Source organism: Anditalea andensis (assembly GCF_000714815.1).
Taxonomy (GTDB): domain Bacteria; phylum Bacteroidota; class Bacteroidia; order Cytophagales; family Cyclobacteriaceae; genus Anditalea; species Anditalea andensis.
The window spans coordinates 370,954-390,732 of sequence record NZ_JMIH01000023.1; the positions used below are offsets into that span (position 1 = coordinate 370,954).

The 19,779-nt window shown below is 38.6% G+C and carries 18 protein-coding genes; 4 read left to right on the top strand and 14 right to left on the bottom strand.

Annotation, left to right across the window (positions count from 1 at the left end; genetic code table 11):
• Positions 1-33: 33 nt before the first annotated feature.
• Positions 34-684, top strand: coding sequence for a GDSL-type esterase/lipase family protein (locus tag EL17_RS16165; protein ID WP_035076319.1), 651 nt, complete (start codon positions 34-36; stop codon positions 682-684).
• Between the two features lie 162 nt (positions 685-846).
• Here EL17_RS16165 and atpG read toward each other — a convergent pair whose 3' ends face one another.
• The 9 genes from atpG to EL17_RS16215 all read right to left on the bottom strand — a co-directional run bounded on the left by atpG (position 847) and on the right by EL17_RS16215 (position 7,806).
• Positions 847-1,725 carry an ATP synthase F1 subunit gamma gene (gene atpG / locus EL17_RS16170; protein ID WP_035076322.1) on the bottom strand — a complete coding sequence of 293 codons (879 nt, stop codon included), beginning with the start codon at positions 1,723-1,725 and terminating at the stop codon, positions 847-849.
• A gap of 56 nt (positions 1,726-1,781) precedes the next feature.
• Complete coding sequence (gene atpA, locus EL17_RS16175) at positions 1,782-3,359, bottom strand: F0F1 ATP synthase subunit alpha (protein WP_035076325.1); 1,578 nt, start codon at positions 3,357-3,359, stop codon at positions 1,782-1,784.
• Positions 3,360-3,393: 34 nt separating this feature from the next.
• Complete coding sequence (gene atpH / locus EL17_RS16180) at positions 3,394-3,951, bottom strand: ATP synthase F1 subunit delta (RefSeq protein ID WP_035076328.1); 558 nt, start codon at positions 3,949-3,951, stop codon at positions 3,394-3,396.
• A gap of 7 nt (positions 3,952-3,958) precedes the next feature.
• The gene (gene atpF / locus EL17_RS16185) at positions 3,959-4,453 is read right to left on the bottom strand and encodes a F0F1 ATP synthase subunit B (protein ID WP_035076331.1); all 495 of its coding nucleotides are present in this window, start codon (positions 4,451-4,453) and stop codon (positions 3,959-3,961) included.
• Between the two features lie 84 nt (positions 4,454-4,537).
• The gene (atpE, locus tag EL17_RS16190) at positions 4,538-4,801 is read right to left on the bottom strand and encodes an ATP synthase F0 subunit C (protein WP_035076334.1); all 264 of its coding nucleotides are present in this window, start codon (positions 4,799-4,801) and stop codon (positions 4,538-4,540) included.
• A 36-nt stretch (positions 4,802-4,837) separates the two neighbouring features.
• Positions 4,838-5,866, bottom strand: a complete 1,029-nt coding sequence (gene atpB, locus EL17_RS16195; protein WP_035076336.1) for a F0F1 ATP synthase subunit A — start codon at positions 5,864-5,866, stop codon at positions 4,838-4,840.
• A 435-nt stretch (positions 5,867-6,301) separates the two neighbouring features.
• Positions 6,302-6,532: an AtpZ/AtpI family protein gene (locus EL17_RS16205; protein WP_035076340.1), complete on the bottom strand. Its 231-nt coding sequence runs from the start codon at positions 6,530-6,532 to the stop codon at positions 6,302-6,304.
• Positions 6,522-6,941, bottom strand: a complete 420-nt coding sequence (locus EL17_RS16210) for a bactofilin family protein (RefSeq protein WP_035076343.1) — start codon at positions 6,939-6,941, stop codon at positions 6,522-6,524. Before EL17_RS16210 ends, EL17_RS16205 begins: the two co-directional genes overlap by 11 nt.
• Position 6,942: 1 nt before the next feature.
• Positions 6,943-7,806 carry a M23 family metallopeptidase gene (locus EL17_RS16215; protein WP_035076346.1) on the bottom strand — a complete coding sequence of 288 codons (864 nt, stop codon included), beginning with the start codon at positions 7,804-7,806 and terminating at the stop codon, positions 6,943-6,945.
• Positions 7,807-7,911: 105 nt separating this feature from the next.
• Between EL17_RS16215 and porW the strand changes: the two genes are divergently transcribed.
• Entirely contained in the window at positions 7,912-10,545 is a 2,634-nt protein-coding gene (gene porW, locus EL17_RS16220; RefSeq protein WP_035076349.1) for a type IX secretion system periplasmic lipoprotein PorW/SprE, read from the top strand.
• Between the two features lie 6 nt (positions 10,546-10,551).
• A complete protein-coding gene (locus EL17_RS16225) occupies positions 10,552-12,864 on the top strand; it encodes a penicillin-binding protein 1A (protein WP_051720046.1) in 2,313 nt (770 codons plus the stop codon).
• A 503-nt stretch (positions 12,865-13,367) separates the two neighbouring features.
• Here the strand turns inward: EL17_RS16225 and EL17_RS16230 are convergent.
• The 4 genes from EL17_RS16230 to EL17_RS16245 all read right to left on the bottom strand — a co-directional run bounded on the left by EL17_RS16230 (position 13,368) and on the right by EL17_RS16245 (position 16,675).
• Positions 13,368-14,270: an NAD-dependent epimerase/dehydratase family protein gene (locus EL17_RS16230; protein WP_035076352.1), complete on the bottom strand. Its 903-nt coding sequence runs from the start codon at positions 14,268-14,270 to the stop codon at positions 13,368-13,370.
• Positions 14,271-14,449: 179 nt separating this feature from the next.
• A complete protein-coding gene (locus EL17_RS16235; protein WP_035076355.1) occupies positions 14,450-14,959 on the bottom strand; it encodes a hypothetical protein in 510 nt (169 codons plus the stop codon).
• 56 nt (positions 14,960-15,015) lie between these two features.
• Positions 15,016-16,065 (bottom strand): alpha/beta hydrolase, encoded by a 1,050-nt coding sequence (locus EL17_RS16240; RefSeq protein WP_051720047.1) that lies wholly within the window; start codon positions 16,063-16,065, stop codon positions 15,016-15,018.
• Between the two features lie 46 nt (positions 16,066-16,111).
• On the bottom strand, positions 16,112-16,675 hold the full coding sequence (locus EL17_RS16245; protein WP_035076358.1) for a GNAT family N-acetyltransferase: 564 nt from the start codon (positions 16,673-16,675) through the stop codon (positions 16,112-16,114).
• Between the two features lie 277 nt (positions 16,676-16,952).
• Here EL17_RS16245 and uvrC point away from each other — a divergent pair, with 277 nt between their 5' ends.
• Positions 16,953-18,755, top strand: coding sequence for an excinuclease ABC subunit UvrC (uvrC, locus tag EL17_RS16250; protein WP_035076361.1), 1,803 nt, complete (start codon positions 16,953-16,955; stop codon positions 18,753-18,755).
• Positions 18,756-18,785: 30 nt separating this feature from the next.
• Here the strand turns inward: uvrC and porN are convergent, their stop codons facing one another.
• Positions 18,786-19,601: a type IX secretion system ring subunit PorN/GldN gene (gene porN, locus EL17_RS16255; protein WP_035076364.1), complete on the bottom strand. Its 816-nt coding sequence runs from the start codon at positions 19,599-19,601 to the stop codon at positions 18,786-18,788.
• Positions 19,602-19,779: the final 178 nt, after the last annotated feature.

Below are 19,779 nucleotides of genomic sequence, written 5' to 3' on the forward strand. Positions count from 1 at the left end.
AATTATTAACTTGCTTTAAAAAGACAAGAACCCATGAAAAAAATATTTGCCCTTTGTTCACTTCTATTTTTATTTGCAGCACACACAGAAGCCCAATCCACAACGGATATCATCAAAATAGCAGCCGTAGGCAACAGCATCACCGAAGGGCCAGGACGGGAAAACCCCGATAGCTATCCCCTGATCATGCAGGAATTACTTGGTGAGGATTATGAAGTAAAAAACTATGGTATCGGCGGAAGAACTCTCCTAAAAAAAGGGGATTTGCCATATTGGAATGAACCCCAATTTAAGGAAGTATTAGCTTATGCGCCTGATATCCTTATAATCAAACTGGGAACAAATGATTCCAAACCCCAAAATTGGAAACACAAAAAAGACTTTGAAAACGACTATATTGAACTGATCAATACTTTTAAATCATCTATGCCCGATAATGGTAAAGTTTATATTTGTATACCTGTGCCTGTTATGGAAGACAACTGGGGAATAAATGAACACACGATGAGAGAAGAAATGGCTCCTATGTTACAAAGAGTGGCGGATAAAACAGGTTCAAAAATCATTGACCTACATTATCCACTTAAAGAAAGGAATGATCTTTTTCCTGATGGTGTCCACCCAAACAAAGAAGGACTAAGCATAATGGCCGGAGTAATTGCACAAGAGATTAAAGGGGAATAAGGCAGGACCTCCAAATACTGATCTAAAAAGTTAGCAGTTAAATATCCGATATGGCCGATGAAGATATCGAATTTTACTTTTATACGAATATCTTGATACTGAATATTAAAAAAAGCCCTTAACATTTCTGCTAAGGGCTTTTTTATTTATATCTATTTAATTTTAATTGCCGCCAAGTGCTTCTGCACCTGCCACAATTTCAAGGATTTCATTAGTGATGGCAGCCTGACGGGAGCGGTTGTACATTAACCTTAACTCTTTCAGAAGTTCGCCCGCATTCTCAGTGGCCTTATCCATAGCTGTCATACGGGCACCATGTTCAGAAGCATTGCTTTCCAATAAAGCTTTATAAAACTGGATTTTCAATGCCGTCGGAACTAATTCTTCTATGATATATTCACGGGATGGCTCTAATAAATATTCTACTTCTGCAGTTTTAACAGGTGCATTTTCATCTATGATAGATTCCATAGGAAGAAATTGTTCCGCCCTCACGATCTGCGTAGCTACATTTTTAAATTCATTGAATACCAAAATCACCTGATCAAATTCTCCTTTTACAAATCCTTCCATTGCTCTTTCTGCAGCAGTGGTAGCATTGGTAAAGCTAAGGTCCTGAAAAATGGTAGAATACTGAGAAATCATCGGAAAATTTCTTTTCTTATAAGCCTCAAAAGCCTTTTTACCGATAGGCATTACCGTCACATTTTCCCCGGCAAACTGCGTATTGATCGTTGCCATGGTTGCCTTCACAATGTTGGTGTTAAAAGCCCCGCATAAACCTTTATCAGAAGTTACCGGAATGATTAGAATATTTTTGACTTCACGCTTTTCAGCATAAATTAGGTCTGCATTAGCTTCACTTGCTGCAGCCACATCATTAAGAATGGCAGTAAGTTTCTGGGAATAAGGACGCATCTGGATAATTTTATCCTGGGCCCTTCTCAGTTTAGCTGCAGACACCATTTTCATGGCTTTAGTTATCTGCTGAGTAGATACTACTGAATTAATCCTTTCTTTTACTTCCTTTAAGTTAGCCATATGACTGATAGGTATATCTAAAGCCTCCTACTTACATAGGAGGCATTTTCAACTTATTATTTAGCGTATTTTGGAGTAAGCTCGCCGGCGGCTTTTTTAAGGATCTCACCTGCTCCGTCCAGATCCCCTTTCTTGATCTTGGTCAAGGCATCAGGGTACTGAGATGTCAATAAAGTGTAAAATTCCTTTTCAAACTGGCGGGCTTTATCTACCGGTACTTTATCCATTAACCCTTTGGTAGAGGCATAAATTATAGCTACCTGAAGTTCTACAGCCACAGGAGAATACTGAGGCTGCTTCAAGATTTCCTGGTTTCTTCTACCTCTTTCGATGGTTCTTCTGGTGGTAGCATCGAGGTCTGAACCAAATTTAGAGAAAGCTTCCAATTCACGGAACTGAGCCTGGTCAAGCTTTAACGTACCGGCTACTTTTTTCATTGCTTTGATCTGCGCATTCCCTCCTACTCTCGATACAGAGATACCTACGTTAATGGCAGGACGTATACCGGCGTTAAAAAGGTTGGTTTCCAAGAATATCTGACCATCTGTAATTGAAATTACGTTGGTAGGGATATAGGCAGAAACATCACCAGCCTGAGTTTCTATGATCGGCAATGCGGTCAGTGACCCTCCTCCTTTAACCAATGGTTTTAGAGAATCTGGAAGATCATTCATTTCACTGGCTATCTTATCAGAAGAATTGATTTTTGCAGCTCTCTCCAATAATCTAGAATGAAGATAGAATACATCGCCTGGATAAGCTTCACGTCCTGGAGGCCTTCTAAGCAGCAATGACACCTCACGGTAGGCTACCGCCTGTTTTGAAAGATCATCAAACACTACAAGTGCTGGACGACCTGTATCTCTAAAAAATTCACCGATAGCCGCACCTGTAAAAGGAGCAAAGAACTGCATCGGAGCCGGATCAGCAGCTGAAGCAGATACTACTACTGAATATGGTAAAGCACCACCTTTTTCAAGTGCTGCTACTATACCCGCTACTGTAGATGCCTTCTGACCGATAGCTACGTAGATACAGAAAACAGGCTCTCCTCTTTCGTAAAATTCCTTTTGGTTTATAATCGCATCAATCGCTACTGCTGTCTTACCAGTCTGACGGTCTCCAATAATCAGTTCTCGTTGACCTCTACCGATAGGGATCATGGCATCGATAGATTTCACACCTGTCTGCAGAGGTTCGGTTACCGGCTGACGATAGATCACACCTGGAGCTTTACGTTCCAATGGCATTTCATACAAAGGACCAGCTAATGGACCCTTTCCGTCTATAGGTTTACCCAGTGTATCTACTACTCTTCCCAGCATGCTCTCTCCTACTTGGATAGAAGCTATACTTTTAGTTCTCTTTACGGTATCACCTTCCATGACCAGGTTGGTATCTCCGAAAAGTACCGCCCCTACATTGTCTTCTTCCAGGTTAAGCACCATTGCCTTAAGTCCGTTTTCAAACTCCAGCAATTCACCGGCTTGAGCCTTAGATAGTCCATAAATACGGGCCACACCATCACCAACTTGTAGGACAGTTCCTATTTCTTCCAGTTCAGCTTCAGTTTTAGCACCAGAGAGCTGCTCTCTCAATATTGCCGAAACTTCATCAGGTCTTACATCTGCCATTATTAGATATGATTATATTGTTATTGCTTAATTTTTAAAATTGCTTCTCATATAAATCATGAGAAAACATCAATTGAAGTGATTTCAATTTTGATTTTATAGACTCATCGAGTTGTCTGTCTCCTATTTTGAGCACAAAACCTCCAATAATATTTTCATCTACCTTTTCCTTCAGCTCTACCTGTTCTTTTTTAGAGATTTCACTGACCACTTTTTTAAATTTATTTCTTTGTTCCTCATCCAGGGGATAAGTCGTGGTCACTTCCGCTACCTGAATATTTTTATATTCATTGTACTGGATTTGAAATGCTTTGGCGATATCCAACAGGTATCCTACTCTTTCTTTTCGGATGATAATATCAAAGAAAGTCAAGGTAAGCCTATTCCCATCCGGAAACAGAGCTTTCAATATATTCAGTTTTTTATCAGATGGAATTACCGGACTTTTTATTACACTGGAAAACTCCGAATTGGAGTTGCCGATACTTTCAAGCCTCTTCATATCCAAAAGCACCTCCTCTAGGGAATCTTGCTCTAGAGCAAGATCCAATACCGATTTGGCATACCTGGAGGCTATTCTATAAATTGACATAGCAGATTTAGTTTAGCTTAAGGTCATTGACAAACTCGTCCACTAATGCTTTATGCGATGCAGTATCTTTTAACTCTCTTCTCAAAAGTTTCTCAGACACCTGTAAAGAAAGTATGGCTACCTGTGTTCTCACTTCTGCCAGTGCAGCTTGCTTTTCAGTTTCAATTACCGCTTTTGCATTTTCAATCATTTGGGCACCAACTTTATTTGCCTCTTCTTTAGCCTCTTCTATCATGCGGGCAGAAGCTTCTGATGCTTTCTGTATCAGCTGGTCTCTTTCCAATCTTGCTTCCTGAAGAAGGGTTTCATTTTGAGACTTTAAATTAGCCATTTCATTCCTAGCATTTTCGGCAGCCAGTATAGCAGATTCAATAGCCTGCTCTCTTTCATCTAAAGCTGAGATTATCGGTCCCCAGGCAAATTTAGCCAAAAGGATAAACAAGATAATAAAACCAAGTGCTTGCCAAATGACCAGGCCAGATTCAGGTACAATAAGATCCATCTTAGATTGTTTTTATATTAAATATCTGTATTGTTCAAATTTAAATAAGGAGCCGACCTAATGCCAGCTCCCTTTCTTTTGTTCTTAGTTGAAAGTAAGACCACCTGCATTAAGTGCAATAAGTAGACAAACTACCACTGCAAACAGGGAAACCACTTCCACAAGAGCTGCAATAATCAGCATAGCTGTCTGGATTTTACCAGCTGCTTCAGGCTGACGGGCAATAGCTTCCATAGCCTGACCACCAATTCTACCGATACCCAATGCTGCGCCTATCGCAACAACACCTGCACCAATACCTGCTCCCATAAGAGCTAAACCTGCAGACAATAATAATGAAGTTAACATACGTGTTATTATTTATATAAATTGAACAAAGAAATTTTAATGCTCGGTGGCTTCATGGTGATCAGAGACTGCTGCTCCGATATACATAGCCGTAAATAAAGTAAATACATAAGCCTGTATAGCCGCTACCAATATCTCAATCAGGTTGATAAAGATAACCATTACGGTGCTGACTACACCTATAGCATATGACTGGAATATAAAGATAAGAGCTATAAAAGCTAGAATCACTATATGTCCTGCAGTAATGGCCACAAATAACCTGACCATCAATGCGAAAGGCTTGGTAAATAAACCGATAATCTCTACTGGAACGATGACCAATAATAATGGAACAGGTACTCCTGGAGTAGCAAACACGTGTTTCCAGTAATCTTTATTTCCGTTTATATTTACTATGATGAAAGTAAAAACCGCCAAGGTGGCTGTCACTGATATGTTGCCGGTAAGGTTAGCCGCACCTGGCATCAGACCCAATAAATTGCCAATAAGTATGAAGAAAAACAAAGTTAACAGATAAGGCAGAAATTTTTTATATCTGGCCCCGATGTTTGGCAGTGCAATTTCGTCTCTAATAAAAATAACCAATGGCTCTATAATAGAAGCGATACCTTTTGGAGCGCTGTTACCCCTATCTTTATAATTCTTGGCAGTAGCCAGCATTATCCATAATACGATGAATATAACGATAAACATCATGGCCACATTCTTTGTGATAGACAGATCTATAATAGACCTGGCCTCATCTACGGGCCGAAGATGATCATGATCATCTATGATATATCCTGCATGCTCCTTTCCAAACGTATGCGTGGACGGATCTATGAAGTCCCTGGAAGAAAAAACCTCCAAGCCCCTATCCTGACTATAAATAATTACCGGCAAAGGCAATGATACATGGGTGTCTCCGAAGGTAGCAAAGTGCCACTCATGAGAGTCCTTTATGTGATGCATTATAAAACCAGTCCTATCTTCGTCAGAGCCGGAAGCTGCATATGTAGCCGGGGACGAACTCAGCAAAACAGCTGACAATAAAATACTTAGATACAGAAACTTACGGATCATCAAATCAATTTTTATAAACCTACTTTGAATGCGGGCGCAAATTAGCCATTAAGCCGTATATATCAAACAGTAGGTACAACAAATAAATAATAAAGAAATTCGTAACAAACAGAATTATATTATCTAGCCCAATAAAAAGAAACACTAAGATATAACCTAAACTGAAAATAAATCTAAAAATATTGCCTCCCAAGATCACATAAACAAAATTTTCTTTTCCTTTTTTTAAAATCAATTGTGATAAATATCCGATTATAAATGCCAATAAAGAAAAAAATAAAAGCATATTCCAAATATGTTTGTGAAGAATATTTTCTAATCCAACGAGTTGTAATATTAAGGTAAGCCCGGCAAGTATCAGAGTCAATAATATCAGGTGGAAATAGACAGAAAATGCGCCTTTCATTTTAGCAGTTTTTATTTGGGGTGGCAAAGTTAAGATTTTTTATTTTGCTGTTCGTCCCTTTCATCAGCTTTAATTAAGAGATATAATTGGTAAAAGGCTATGGCTATGGATATAAAGATAAATAACAGCAACCAAAGCGGAAATTTCATCCCGCTCCTCTTCTGAACTTCCATCCCAGCCCAGATCCCCAAACCAATGACACCAAACATCTGGAAGGCCAGACCAATATACTTTACATATGTAGGGGCTTTATTTGACAAGCTGCTTATCCATATGATCTTCTACAGTGTCCATTTCAGATGGGGAAGTCTCATCATCGGTCATTTTGCATATGCCATTGAAAACAGCACCGTTTTCTACTACCAGCTTTTTGGTATACATATCTCCATTTATCACCGCGGTCTTTTTAAGATATAGGGCTTCACTTGAGCTGACCTCTCCTTGGACAAAACCTGATATCTCTATATCCAAAGCGGTAATGTTGCCGATTATTTTAGCTGACTCCCCTATGACCACTTTCTTTTCCGATTTAATGGTGCCTTCTACTGTCCCTTCTATTCTTATATTTCCCTGCGCGGCTATTTCTCCGATGATTTTTGTCTCTTTGGCTATTACATTACTGGAATTTACCATTTCAGTGACTGCTTTTTTTTCTTCGTTCTTAAACATGCTAATCGAATGTTATAAATTCCTGTGGATTTAATGGAGTGCCTTTATACCAAAGTTCCAAATGAAGGTGATGACCGGAGGTCTGTTCACCGGTATTGCCGATGATAGATATGATCTCCCCTCCTTTGACCGGATCTCCTACTTGTTTCAATAATACAGAATTATGCTTATATATGGAAACTAATTCATTACTATGCTGAACGCCTATATTATATCCTGTCTCCAAAGTCCATGTAGAAAAAATAACAGTGCCCTGAGCTATTGCTTTGACAGGTTCGTTTTCTGCAGCTACCACATCTACCCCAAAATGGCCTTCTACAACATTATATTTTGATGTGATGACTCCTTTCAGTGGTGGAAAGAAATAGGTAGTCGAAAAAGAGCCTCCCAATCGCCTGAAGCTGCTCTCATCCAGAGGCATGGATTCAAATTCTTTTCTTATCCGCTCGGTGGCAGTACCGCTTTTATAGAGGTCTAATTCATTTCTGTCCACTCCAGCTGATGGCTCGTTGATTACTGTGCCCGTAGTATCCAAATGTCCGCCTGACATCAGTTTCAGGATGTTTTCTACATATTGATCTTTAGCCTGTACTTCGTAATATAGACTATCCACTATCTCCGATAATGCAAAAATTCGCTCAGTATTCTCTGTCTCCTGATAGACAGGATCTAGCCATCTAGCCAAGAGCGTACGGGACAAAGTTAAGGAAACAATAAGCGAGGTAAGTAAAAACAAAAATGCAAGGAGGGTAATCTTTATCCTTGTAATGCTGAATGATTGGATTACTGAGAAATCCTCTTCTCTCCTGATTACAAAGAGGTAACGAGTTTCTATCCAGTTTTTTATTTTGCTTGAAACGCCCAAATCAAATAGATTTTTTTATATTCTTAAGCTGCAAAAATAGAATATTAATTTGAAGCGTTTATTTATTTAATACAAAAGAGCTAATTTGCCCGTTAATTATTCTTAATGAAAGTGTTAAAGTACAGAAACCTTGTTTTTTACCTGGCCATTTATGCCTTGGCGTCATGTAGTTCAGAAAGGAATACCTTCACGAACCGCATGTACCATAATACCACTGCCCGGTATAACGCCTATTATTTGGCATTGGAAAAAGTCGAGGAGGTAGAAAATACCATTAGAAGCAGTCATGAAGAAGATTATGCTGAGGTCTTACCGGTCTTTTACCCTATAGATAGCGCGGTGATAGATCAAAATGAAGAACTGCTCAAGGATGCCTATTCTATGGCTTCAAAAGCTATAGATTGGCATAAAATAAGCAAATGGGTGGATGACAGCTACTTTTTGATAGGGAAAATCCAGCACATGAGAGCGGATTTTGATGATGCTATCAATACATTTAAATTTTTAAATGTAAACAGTAAAGATGACCATGTCAGGCACCTGGCATTGACACAGTTGCTCAGGGCTTTCATAGATTTAAGAAAATTTGATGATGCCGCATTTGTAATAGATTACCTGTCTAAAGAAAATGGGATCAGCAAAGAAAACAAACAATACCTTTATCTCACATTGGCCTATTATTATGAAGTAAGGGGAGAAAGAGATGGCATTCTCTCTGCCTTGGACAAAGCAGTGGACCTCACTACTGACCCTAAAGAAAAATCACGAATCAATTTTATCCTAGGCCAACTTTATCAGAGAGCGGGATTCGATGCATTTGCTTATGATTATTATCAAAAAGCTTTAAAGGGAAACCCTCCATATGAGCGGGCATTTTTTTCTCAGCTCTACTCCCAGCAGGTAGCTGAACTTGAGAAAAGTAAAGACTTTAAAAATGTGAGAAAATATTATGACGATCTTTATCAGGACAGCAAGAACAGCGAGCTGAGAAGTGTGATTCTTTATGAGAAGGCGCAGTTTGAACTGAAACAGCAAAACAGGGATGAGGGCATTAGGCTCCTAACTTTGGCTGCCAAAGAAGATGGAGGCAATATCAAACAAAAAGGATATATTTATAACAGGCTTTCTGAACTATATTTTGAAGACATTAAAGATTTCCGCAGTGCCAAATTCTACCTTGACAGTGCTATGGGAAATTTTAAAGAGACTGACCGGGCATATCAGACTATCAGTAGAAGAAAAAAGGTTTTGGATGAATATGTGGTGCATTATGACCTCATTCAATATAATGATAGCTTAATTAGGCTCAGTGGCTTGACCGCCGAAGAGCAGGAATTGATTGCTGAAAATTTTATAAAAGGAGAAGAACAACGGCTTATTAATGAAGCGGCACAAAAAAACAAACAGAAATCTACCGGCATATTTGATAATTTATTAGCCTTCGGAGGCAGCAAAGGCTCTGGATCTACTTTTTATTTTGACAACAGTACTGCCATGCAGCAGGGTAGCCTGGAATTTTATAGAGTTTGGGGCACCAGACCCCTGGAAGATAATTGGAGAAGAAGCAGTAAAGGATTTCAGCAAGCTATAGGTCAAACTCTTGAAGAAGAGGAGGCAGGGATCATCATAGAAGATGTAACGACCCAGCCGGACATTACCTTACCTTCTAAAGAAGAATTACTGAAAAACATACCCAGGGATAAATCGACCATACAGCAAATGAAAATGGAAATGGAAGAATCATATTTCCAGCTGGGCAAAGTACTGTTTTTTGATTTAAAAGAAGCAGAGAGTGCCATGGGATACTTACATTCCCTCTTGGAGCAATTCCCCAATTCGAACAGAAAACCCGAAGTTTACTATACCCTATATCTAGTAGCCCAAGAAGCGGGCAAACCATTCGAAAAGTATAAAGCAAGTTTAAACCGTGAATTTCCAGATTCCCAGTATACCAGATCTCTTAATAATCCGTCCCAGTCCAGTGGCGCACAGGGCAATAGGGTATCAGGAGATCGATATAAAGAGGCTTATGAACTATTCATGACTAAAAACTATTTATCATCAAGATCATTGATAAACCAAACACTAAAAGAATACCCTCTTACCAAAAACACAGACAAATTATTGCTCTTGGATATAATGAATGCTAATCATCTGGATGGCAAAGTGGTTTACAAACAAAAACTGGAGACATATATTAACAATGTAAATGACGCGCAGCTGGAAAAATTGGCTAAGAATATGCTTTCCGCTTTGACGGGAGATATAACAATGCCACCCCCTATATCCCGAATCGATAGTGTGGGAGATAGTAATCTGCTAGTAAAAGATACAATAAATGCGGCCCCAGAAATTATCAAAGAACAATTAATCTATAAAGAAAACATGGGACAAACCCATATTTTCATATTAGCCCTGAACCCACAGCAAGTTCAGGAAACTACAAATCTGACAGCAGATTTAGAATCCTTTCATAATTCAGGATTTTCAAACGCCCGGCTCAGAACCGGCACCATCTCAATCAATAAAGACAACACCTTGGTTATCATAAGCCCATTTAGCAATGCTGAAAAGGCATTGGACTACCGTAAAAAATTCTTAACTGAATTTAACACAGAAGGATTAAATGCAGGCCAAAAAAGTGGTAGTTTTGTGATTTCGATTGAGAACTTTCAGCAGTTAAATAAGAGAAAAGATTTAGAAGAATACAAAGACTTCTATAAAGAAGCCTACAAGTAATCCAAGATGAGTAAGAAGAAAAAAAACGAGTTCATATCAGCTGACCGCGTAGCGGCCATTATCAAATACCTTTGGATCGGATTCGCCGCCGCTATAATAGGCTTTATACTCTTTGTACTGGCAGTAAGTGTAAATTTTCTAGGGCTTTTTGGAGACTTACCTGATTTTCAGGCTTTGGAAAATCCTAAAACTGATCTTTCCTCAGAATTGTATTCGGCTGACGGTGTGCTGTTGGGAAAATATTTCAGGGAGAACAGGACTCCTGTAGACTATAATGAAATATCAAAAAACCTAATCAATGCACTGGTAGCTACAGAAGACATCAGATTTGAAAGGCATTCTGGGATAGACCTTCAGGGAATGGGACGGGTGGCCGTAAAATCGATCATTTTAAGGCAAAGTGGATCTGGAGGAGGTAGTACCCTTAGCCAGCAGACTGCCAAAAACCTGTTTAAAACCAGAACCGCGGCTACCCAAGGCTTACTCAGCAGGATACCTGGGCTAAAGATGCTCATTATAAAAACCAAAGAATGGATAGTAGCCACACAGTTGGAGAGAAACTATACCAAAAATGAAATCTTGACCATGTACCTGAACACATCAGAGTATGGCAGCAACGCCTATGGCATCAAGACAGCATCCAATACTTTTTTCAGCAAAGACCCACATGAGCTAAACATACAGGAGGCCGCTACCCTAGTGGGACTATTCAAGGCCCCTACTTATTATAGCCCGGTATATAATCCGGACAACTCCTTAAGAAGAAGAAATACGGTACTCAACCAGATGAGAAGATATGATTTCATCAGTAGATCACAATATGATTCGCTGCGAGAGATGCCTATAGAGCTTAATTATAAGGTAGAAAACCATAATCAAGGTCTGGCCACCTACTTTAGAGAAGCGATTAAAGCTGAAATGCTAAAATGGACAAGGGAAAATTTAAAACCGGACGGTCAGCCATACAATTTATTTGAAGATGGCTTAAGGATTTACACCACTTTGGACAGCAGATTACAGCGGCATGCTGAAGAAGCAGTACAGGAACACATGAAATCCCTTCAAGCTGCATTTGAAAAAGAGATGGGCACCCGGGATCCATGGATAGATAGCCGTGGCAGGGTAATTCCGGATTTTCTTGAGACTGCAGTTAAGAGAACTGAGGCATACAGAAACTATGTACGACGGTATGGAGCAGATTCTGACAGTGTCCGGATTAAGCTAAATGAGAAAAAAAGAATGAGGGTATTTTCTTGGGAAAAGGGAGAGTTGGACACCATGATGAGCACTATGGACTCCCTTAGACACTACAAGAAACACCTGCAAACCGGTATGGTAGCGTTAGACCCATCTACGGGACATATCAAAGCATGGGTAGGAGGGATTAACCATAAGCACTTTAAATATGACCATGTAAAACAGGGAAAAAGACAACCTGGATCTACATTTAAACCATTTGTGTATGCTGCCGCTATTGAAAACGGTTTTGGGCCATGTTATGAAGTAATGGACCAGCCTGTGGAAGTAAATATACCAGGTCAGCCATCCTGGAGTCCAAAAAATGCCGATGGTAAATTCACTTATGAAAAGATGAACATAAGAGAAGCAATGGCCCGGTCCATTAATTCCATCACGGCTTTCATGATGAAAAAATTAAGCCCTCAGGTAGTAGTAGAAATGGCTCATCGATTAGGAATAAATAGCCAGTTGGATCCTGTACCAGCTTTAGCACTTGGGACCAGTGATGTATCTATCATTGAGATGGTCGGGGCTTTTGGCACATTTGCCAATAAAGGCGAACATATTGTCCCCTATTATATAGACAGAATAGAAGATAAAAACGGTAATATACTGCAGCAATTTACGCCACGTAAAAAATCAGCTATGAGTGAGGAACATGCCTACATTATGCTATATATGCTACGCGGAGGTCTGGAAGAAAGAGGCGGCACCAGTCAAGGTGTGCCATGGTCTCTTAGAGATGAAGGTAACGAAATTGGAGGCAAGACTGGAACTACCCAAAATGCATCTGATGGATGGTATATGGGTGTAACCAAAAACCTGGTGAGTGGTGTTTGGGTAGGTGGAGATGATAGGGCCATCCACTTCCGGAGCTGGATAAGTGGCCAGGGGGGCAGAACAGCAAGGCCGATCTGGGTTAAGTTTATGGAAAAGGCTTATGCTGATCCTGCTACAGGTATCACGAAGGGTGCATTTGAAAAACCTGACCGCCCTATCAGTATCGAACTAGACTGTAATATGTATAACAGAGACCGGTTTGATGAATATGATTTTGATTCCCGGACGATAGATTTTTAGTGATATAAAAAATCCAGCTTCTCAGGGCTGGATTTTTTTATTTAAAATTATTGGCCCTTTTTCAGATATTCGTATCGTTTGGACTCAGTCATAGGGCTGGTTATATCTGCACAACACCCTGAAAGACCTGTCAGCTTAATACTATTTGATCCCATTAATACAAACACATACGTCATCCGCGCTCATATTTAGCGCTGCACAGATTGATCATTTTTATGTGGCGACTATATATAGAGAGGGTAGTTATCCTCTTTCCATATGCTGAAATAGACATTAACAGCATTACTTATCTAAGGTCCCCATATGCCCTCTTGAGATGGTCGCGAAAAATTATAAACAGTAAATAGAAAAACGTATATATAGTGGCTGAAAGTTTCAAATCTTTCTAAATGAATAATTTAATTTAGATAAAACACAAAAGCTATAGAACTATTTAATGTCCCAAGCTTTTATATACTATACTGAAATTTCAATCGATAATATTATAATGGTTTCGGGCAGGGTTATGCTTCTTTAACATAATCCCTCCAGTGATGTGATTCTTTAAACCCTAAAACTTCACGGATTTTAAGGTTTGAAAACAATGCTTCATGTTCACCCATTTCTCGGGTAAGCGGAACTCCGGGAAAAAACTGTTCTGCTAACTCCTTAGTGGTAATAACTGCCCCGTTATGATCATTCCCAGCATTAAAAATTTCAAATCCTAGATTATTTTTTTGTAGACATAAATCCACTATCTGACCAAGGTCTCTAGCATCTATATAACAGAATGCATTCCTGCGCCGCAGCTGGGGGTTTTTTAAATAATTTGGAAAAAGTTCTTGGTATTCATGAGGCTCAATCACATTTCCTATGCGTAAGGCATAAATATCAAAGCCTGATCGTCTCTGAAAACTACGTGCGGTTTTTTCATTTATCACCTTAGATAAACCATAACTGTCCATCGGATCCACATCATAATCTTCCTCCAGCGGCAAAGCAGTTGGATTGGTTTGTCCGTCTGAAAAACATATCCCGTAGGTAGTCTCAGAAGAAGCTATAATGATCTTCTTGATTCCTAGCTTGACAGCTGCTTCGATTACATTGTAAGTGCCTATCGTATTGATCCTAAATGTTTCATTATCCGGCTGAAGCAGGATTCGGGGCACAGCTGCAAAATGCACCACTGCATCAAAAGAAGGCACCCCGTTCCCCGGTTCCAATTCATCCAACCCTGCATACGAACTCATCGCATTAAACATCTGACCAGAATCCGTAATATCAGCTTTCAGATTATCCACTCCTGGATAATCCAAAGGCTGTAAATCTACATTCATAACCCTATGTCCCTTATCGAGAAGGTAAGGAATGACGTGCTTTCCAGCTTTACCCGATCCTCCTGTAAAAAATATCCGCATTTTAGTCATAAACCCCCTTATTTAATATACAATTTATTTAATTTCATTCCAAGTTAACAATATGTTTGGTTTGATGCGTTCTATTGCTGGAGATGGTTTTTACCATGTAGGGATAAAAAAAACAAAAAGTTGAGTATTAGCTTTCATTTAAAGATAGTTAGCTCCAATGATCCAGATTTAAATTTGTTTTAATTGGAAAGGTGATAAACCAAATTGACCTTAAGATGGGAAGCGATATATTCCGCATCCCTGACTGCTTCGACGATATCAGAATAGATAAATGATAATACGGGTTCAGAATCATTCGAAAATATTAATATTCTGTAATCCGTAACTTGTCCAGACAGCGTAGGACTAATACCATTGGGTGTATTATGCCTTATATAATTTACTGAAACTACTGTTATATTGTTTAAATCAGGTAGACAAATCCATTCTCCATATCTAAAATATCCTATAGAAACATAATTTTTATATCTTTTATTGGGAAAATCGATCAGTGTCCCGCAGTACACTGAGATGATTATCATTCCCAAAAATATGGCTCCCACTCCTACACTTATCGCTTCTACTACAGAGCGCTTATCAAATATAAACAATGGGCTAAGCAATACTAATATACCAGCAGCTATTATTAAAGGACCTATAAGATGAGGACCCGAAATCAGATTTCTTCTCTTAAAATTAAAATAGGCCATTAGTTATCCTGTTTGTTTAATAGGTTTTTTCCGATTACCAAAATTATATTTCGGAATTATTGGTCCAAAAATTTACTTTTAACGAGCTTCAGAAAATCATGTAAATCCTGAACAAACTGCAAAGGCCGTTCACTATGAATATTATGACCTGTATCATAATACTTTTTTAGAGTAATAAGGTCTGGATACTTAAGCTTTAAGTTTTCATTCTCTTTTTCAAAGGGAAATAAATCCTGGTGACTGATAGGGTCCAAAATGAGAATGGGTATATTTAGGTTTCTAAATATTATCTTTGGCTCCATCATAGCCATTGATGCCGCAAAAAGCGGGGTATTGGTAGGCCGAAGGATTATATTCAGAATATTAACACTATTTTGATGATGAAACAATTCAAATAAATTAGGATTTACAGCCCATTCATCCATTCCTACTTGCTTAATCCAGGCCAATAACTGAAACTGAGCGAGGCTATCCTGAGGGTCGTATAAACTAAAAAAAGCTTCTTTCTCACTTCGAAAAATAGTGTCAGATTTAATATAGCTTTCTACATCAAATGAAGTTACCAGGCGCTCCAGGCTATCTAAGTCTAATTTATGATAATTTAAATTTGTAGCCACAGATCCCCCATCCTCTAATATGAGCCCTAAGGTGTGTTCTGGATAGGCATCATAAAATGCGGAACTGATGTAGCCACCTCTGGACCAACCACCAATGACAGCTTTACCTATATTTAGGTGATTCATGAGAAAATAGATATCATCAGCCACGTGGTAAAGCGACACGTCCTCACTGGCCAAAGATGACTGGCCATGACCATAATAATCTAAGGCTATAAGATAATAACCAGCAGCCACAAGATCCTCTGCTATATGAAGCAATTCATAACCATTACTAAAACTTCCATGGGACCAGATTAATGGAATATCAGATGGATTACCCCAGGTCAAATAATGAATATTGGCATTTTGAGTTTGTAAAAAATCCCCATGTTGATTTTCATAGCTATCAAATTTCTGCTTGGCTTTTAGATATATCCCATCCTCATAGGTCTGTGCCAGTATAGAATTAGTAAATAAAATTAACAAAAACAATATCCTATATTTCATTTAAATGAGTTCTCATCTTACCAAGAATATATGATTCTATATAGTATTAAGCTTTCTTTTTAAACTGAAGATGTTCCATATTTTTATTAGCTAAGGTTTTTTCACCCACTGGTTCAAATCCTAAGGTAACGTAAAGATTTTTAGCAATTTGATTATCTTTATCTACCAGCAAACCTAAATTTACATTTTTAATATAAACATATTCACCTATTAAAAACTGAATTAATCTAGAGCCTATCCCCTTCCCTTGTAACATAGGATCCACCCCTATACTATCTATATAGTATTCCCCCACTTTGGTTTCATCCTCCGGATCAAATGGTCTATTAAACATGGCTTTAATTTTCTTTTCCACAGGTCTTCTTAGTTTATTTAGTTGTCCTCCATCATAAACAATTGCAGCTCCTCCTATATGACCATTAGCTTCTACTACCCAACTATTTTCATATGAATATTGATTTCCAGTGTCAGATACTAATCTGGTCAGTAAATCCATTCCTTTCTCTGAATCATTTTCTCCTATGAAATGATACAAAATGTCTTCCATAGCCAAAAAAATTAAAGTGGCAATAAAAGTGGACTCTTCCAATTTACCTTTTCTTATTTCCATTTTTATCAGTTAATTAGGATAAAACTACAAAACTTAAGTTAAAGTAAATATTGTCCTCCATATTAAGAAGGAGTAAATGTTTGCCCGGCTATGACATTACCATTTAAACCAGAGAAATTATTAAGACACATTCATCGGCTGGCTATGGATACAACTTATTGAAATACTGATATCTTATCTACTATTCCAATATCAATCGTCTTTGCTATTTAACTTATAGCACATTCCCTCTTACCACTTGCCTTCCAAAGCGCTCTTTTTTTTATATTTGTAACCTATGCAAGGAACATCCCTTAAACCTGGTGAACACCTACAGCTCCCTGATCTGCCGGGAGTATATAAATACTACAATGCGGAGGACATACTCATCTATGTCGGTAAAGCAAAAAGTCTTAAAAAAAGAGTGGCCAGCTACTTCAATAAAAACGCTGGCCTAAACCATAAAACCCGCAGGATGGTCCGGGAGATTAAAAAAATAGAATTTACGATCGTCAATTCCGAATTTGATGCGCTGCTGCTGGAAAATAATCTCATCAAAAAAACCCAGCCTCGCTATAATATATTGCTCAAGGATGATAAAACCTATCCCTATCTCCTACTCACTAATGAACATTTCCCTAGAATCTACCCTACACGAAGGGTAATACCTAGCAAGGGCACCTATTTTGGCCCCTTTGCCAGTGTTAAAGCGATGAACAATGTACTGGACCTCATCAGAAGTATCTTCACTATCCGTACCTGTAAGCTGGACCTACACCCTGCTAAAATAGCAGAGCAAAAATATAAAATCTGTCTAGAATACCATATAGGAAACTGTCTTGGTCCTTGTGAAGCCTTAATAGGGGAGCCCGATTACCTGAAAGATATAGAACATGCCAAATCAATCCTAAAAGGAAGTCTGGGAATCCCCAAAGCATATTTCCGAAACAAAATGCAGGAAGAAGCTGATAACCTATCTTTCGAAAAGGCCCAGCGGTATAAAGACAAACTTGACCTGTTGGAAAAATATCAGGCGAAATCGTTAGTCACAAGTCCATCTGTGACCAGCCTGGATATCATCACACTGGTATCAGATGAGAAATTTGCATTCGTCAATTATATGAGAATCAAAAACGGCGCGATTAACCTCACCAAATCTGTAGAACTAAAAAAGAAACTGGACGAATCGGATGAAGAACTATTGCTTACTGCCCTTATCCGACTACAGGACCAGTTTCTCAGTGAGGCCAAAGAGGTACTGACCAATATAGAATTAGTAGAAAGCTATGAAACCCTAAGTATTACGGTGCCTAAGATAGGTGACAAGCGTAAGTTGGTGGAATTGTCACTTAAAAATGCACTTTACTTTAAAAAAGAGAAAGCGCTGAATGCAGGAGAAGTAGTGGACAAGAAAAACAGGATTCTAAAACAGCTACAAGCAGACCTAAGCCTCAAAGATCTGCCGGACCATATTGAATGTTTTGATAATTCAAACATACAGGGCAGTCACCCTGTAGCCAGCATGGTATGCTTTCTGAATGGCAAGCCAGCCAATAAAGAGTACCGTCACTATCACATCAAAACCGTAGAAGGCCCTAATGATTTTGCTAGTATGACAGAAGTAGTAGGTAGGAGGTATGCCCGGCTCTTGGAAGAAAACAAACCATTGCCCAAGCTCATCGTCATAGATGGAGGAAAAGGTCAGCTATCATCTTCCGTAGAAGCTTTGAAAAATTTAGGTATTTATGGAAAAATCCCAATAATAGGTATAGCAAAGCGGCTAGAGGAGATTTATTTTCCTGAAGATCCTTTTCCGTTACATATAGATAAAAAATCAGAATCACTGAGGCTTATCCAAAGAATCAGAGATGAAGCCCACAGGTTTGCCATCACTTTTCATAGGGATGTAAGGAGCAAAAAGGCCATAGGAACTATACTCACCGAAATACCCGGGATAGGAAATGATACTGCAGACAAATTGCTTAAACATTTTAAATCTTATAAAAAGATAACAGAGGCAACCGAAAGTGAAATTTATAATTTGATAGGAAAAAGCAGAGGCCAGAAATTAATAGCGGCCATAAAAGAAAAAAGCGGGTAAAACCCGCTTTTTTCTTTTATGATAGACATCTTACCATTCCCATAAAGTATTTTCCCACTCCAAAAGACCATATTCAAATTCTAATGAATTCAGATACGCCTGCAACTCTGGATTATTACTATTAGGATTGACCTGGTCTGCAATAAGCGCATTGTCTGGATTGTAAAATTTCCTTACCACAGATTTGAATAACCTAAGATCAAAAGCCTGATCATATGTCAAATGCTTAGAGCTGTTTTTAAAATTTAACCATTTAGCCTCCGGATGATCTTTAAAATGATCATAGAAATCTTTAAATCTAATAAATGCAATCGTCTTTTGTCCTGCATTTGAATTGGTTTCTGAAGGCATTACCAGTTCTAAGTGTTTAACATCAAACTTTACCTGAGAGTGGTGTTTATCAAATAGAAAGTCTTCTTTAATATCCAAAAAGTAAAGATTCTTAACAAAGATGCTATCACCATTAGCGGCGATCCAGAAGTTTTCCTGAAACTCACTAATAGACATCGGCTGCGTAAATTTCTCATCTCTGAATATCTCCAGCGCATTTTCTTCAACTACCGCATTATATATATGGGTCATTATCCCATCATTTTTGATATCTCCAGATCCATAAAGCGGAAGATTGAATTTTTCTCGAAGATCAATTCTTCGCCACACTGCCATCTGGTACATTTTATCATCATCTCTGATGGGATGTGCAGAAAACACTGTATCGACCCTAAATTGACGATCTCCATTTCTGACCGGCTGGACACTTGTAGCGCCCTGGGCCATCACTTCTGCTCCCATCGCACCTATCATCAAAAAGGCAAAGGAGAATATCAGTCTAGCACGTAGTTTCATCTGTTTATAATTTATTTTTAATGGTCAGAAATTTACCCGTACCTGAGGCCGGGATTAAATCGAGCATAAGTGGTAAATAAACCACTGCCTGACGCTTTTCGTCATGCTCGGTTATATCTGTATATATTTTAATTGTCAACTCTGACTTTCGTCAGGTGATTGAAATTTCACCTTAATG

Bases quoted from the DNA above. Each gene is read 5' to 3' on its own strand.
- EL17_RS16165 (WP_035076319.1), top strand. From the start codon at position 34: ATGAAAAAAATATTTGCCCTTTGTTCACTTCTATTTTTATTTGCAGCA.
- atpG (WP_035076322.1), bottom strand. From the start codon at position 1,725: ATGGCTAACTTAAAGGAAGTAAAAGAAAGGATTAATTCAGTAGTATCT.
- atpA (WP_035076325.1), bottom strand. From the start codon at position 3,359: ATGGCAGATGTAAGACCTGATGAAGTTTCGGCAATATTGAGAGAGCAG.
- atpH (WP_035076328.1), bottom strand. From the start codon at position 3,951: ATGTCAATTTATAGAATAGCCTCCAGGTATGCCAAATCGGTATTGGAT.
- atpF (WP_035076331.1), bottom strand. From the start codon at position 4,453: ATGGATCTTATTGTACCTGAATCTGGCCTGGTCATTTGGCAAGCACTT.
- atpE (WP_035076334.1), bottom strand. From the start codon at position 4,801: ATGTTAACTTCATTATTATTGTCTGCAGGTTTAGCTCTTATGGGAGCA.
- atpB (WP_035076336.1), bottom strand. From the start codon at position 5,866: ATGATCCGTAAGTTTCTGTATCTAAGTATTTTATTGTCAGCTGTTTTG.
- EL17_RS16210 (WP_035076343.1), bottom strand. From the start codon at position 6,941: ATGTTTAAGAACGAAGAAAAAAAAGCAGTCACTGAAATGGTAAATTCC.
- porW (WP_035076349.1), top strand. From the start codon at position 7,912: ATGAAAGTGTTAAAGTACAGAAACCTTGTTTTTTACCTGGCCATTTAT.
- EL17_RS16225 (WP_051720046.1), top strand. From the start codon at position 10,552: ATGAGTAAGAAGAAAAAAAACGAGTTCATATCAGCTGACCGCGTAGCG.
- EL17_RS16230 (WP_035076352.1), bottom strand. From the start codon at position 14,270: ATGACTAAAATGCGGATATTTTTTACAGGAGGATCGGGTAAAGCTGGA.
- EL17_RS16235 (WP_035076355.1), bottom strand. From the start codon at position 14,959: ATGGCCTATTTTAATTTTAAGAGAAGAAATCTGATTTCGGGTCCTCAT.
- EL17_RS16240 (WP_051720047.1), bottom strand. From the start codon at position 16,065: ATGAAATATAGGATATTGTTTTTGTTAATTTTATTTACTAATTCTATA.
- EL17_RS16245 (WP_035076358.1), bottom strand. From the start codon at position 16,675: ATGGAAATAAGAAAAGGTAAATTGGAAGAGTCCACTTTTATTGCCACT.
- uvrC (WP_035076361.1), top strand. From the start codon at position 16,953: ATGCAAGGAACATCCCTTAAACCTGGTGAACACCTACAGCTCCCTGAT.
- porN (WP_035076364.1), bottom strand. From the start codon at position 19,601: ATGAAACTACGTGCTAGACTGATATTCTCCTTTGCCTTTTTGATGATA.